The sequence below is a fragment of the Vibrio sp. Vb1980 genome (assembly GCF_033338615.1).
In the GTDB taxonomy this organism is placed as follows: domain Bacteria; phylum Pseudomonadota; class Gammaproteobacteria; order Enterobacterales; family Vibrionaceae; genus Vibrio; species Vibrio alginolyticus.
The window spans coordinates 1-765 of record NZ_JAWOSZ010000073.1 but is presented as its reverse complement, the minus strand read 5'-3'; the positions used below and the strand labels follow the sequence as shown (position 1 = coordinate 765).

The following is a 765-nucleotide window of genomic DNA, read 5'->3' as shown; positions in this document are numbered from 1 at the left end:
CTTTAATGCGGTGAAATCGGTCAGCTTTGATATTGGAAAAGGCGAAGTATTCGGCCTTGCTGGGGAATCTGGATGCGGAAAGAGTACCATCGCTTTTTCGATCAATCGTCTGCACAAGCCGCCCGCGTTTATCTCTGGTGGACAAATTCTGTTCCAAGGTAAGGACATCTTACGTTTGTCCGATAAGGAGCTAGGAGCGCTGCGTTGGAGCGAAATCGCCATGGTATTCCAAAGTGCCATGAATTCGCTTAATCCGGTACTGACCATTCAAGAGCAGTTTGCAGACGTCCTACGTCATCATCAAGGACTCAGCAACGAACAAGCCAAAGATCGCGCCGAAAAACTGCTCGATTTGGTGAACATCCCTCGAGATCGACTGGGTGAATATCCGCACCAGTTCTCTGGGGGAATGCGCCAAAGGCTGGTTATTGCCATCGCGCTGTCTTTAAACCCTAAGCTCATCATTATGGATGAACCAACGACAGCGCTTGATGTGGTGGTGCAGCGAGAGATCCTGCAACAAATTTATCAGCTGAGAGAAGAATTTGGTTTCTCAGTTCTTTTCATCACTCACGATTTAGCTTTGATGAGCCAACTGTGCGACCGCATCGCCATCATGCGCCATGGTGAGATCGTAGAAGTCAATCACGCTTACGAGATCCGCAATCACCCACAACACCCTTACACCCAAAAATTGTGGGCCTCGTTCCCCAATATTCACGATGTTCACAAGCAGCCAGAGCAACAAGGAGCACCAGCATGAGT

1 protein-coding gene is annotated in these 765 nt (G+C 48.9%); it reads left to right on the top strand.

Annotation, left to right across the window (positions count from 1 at the left end; translation table 11 throughout):
- The coding region (locus R7F64_RS23840; protein ID WP_318072144.1) for an ABC transporter ATP-binding protein at positions 1 to 763 on the top strand (763 nt) is incomplete at its 5' end.
- Positions 764 to 765 lie beyond the last annotated feature (2 nt).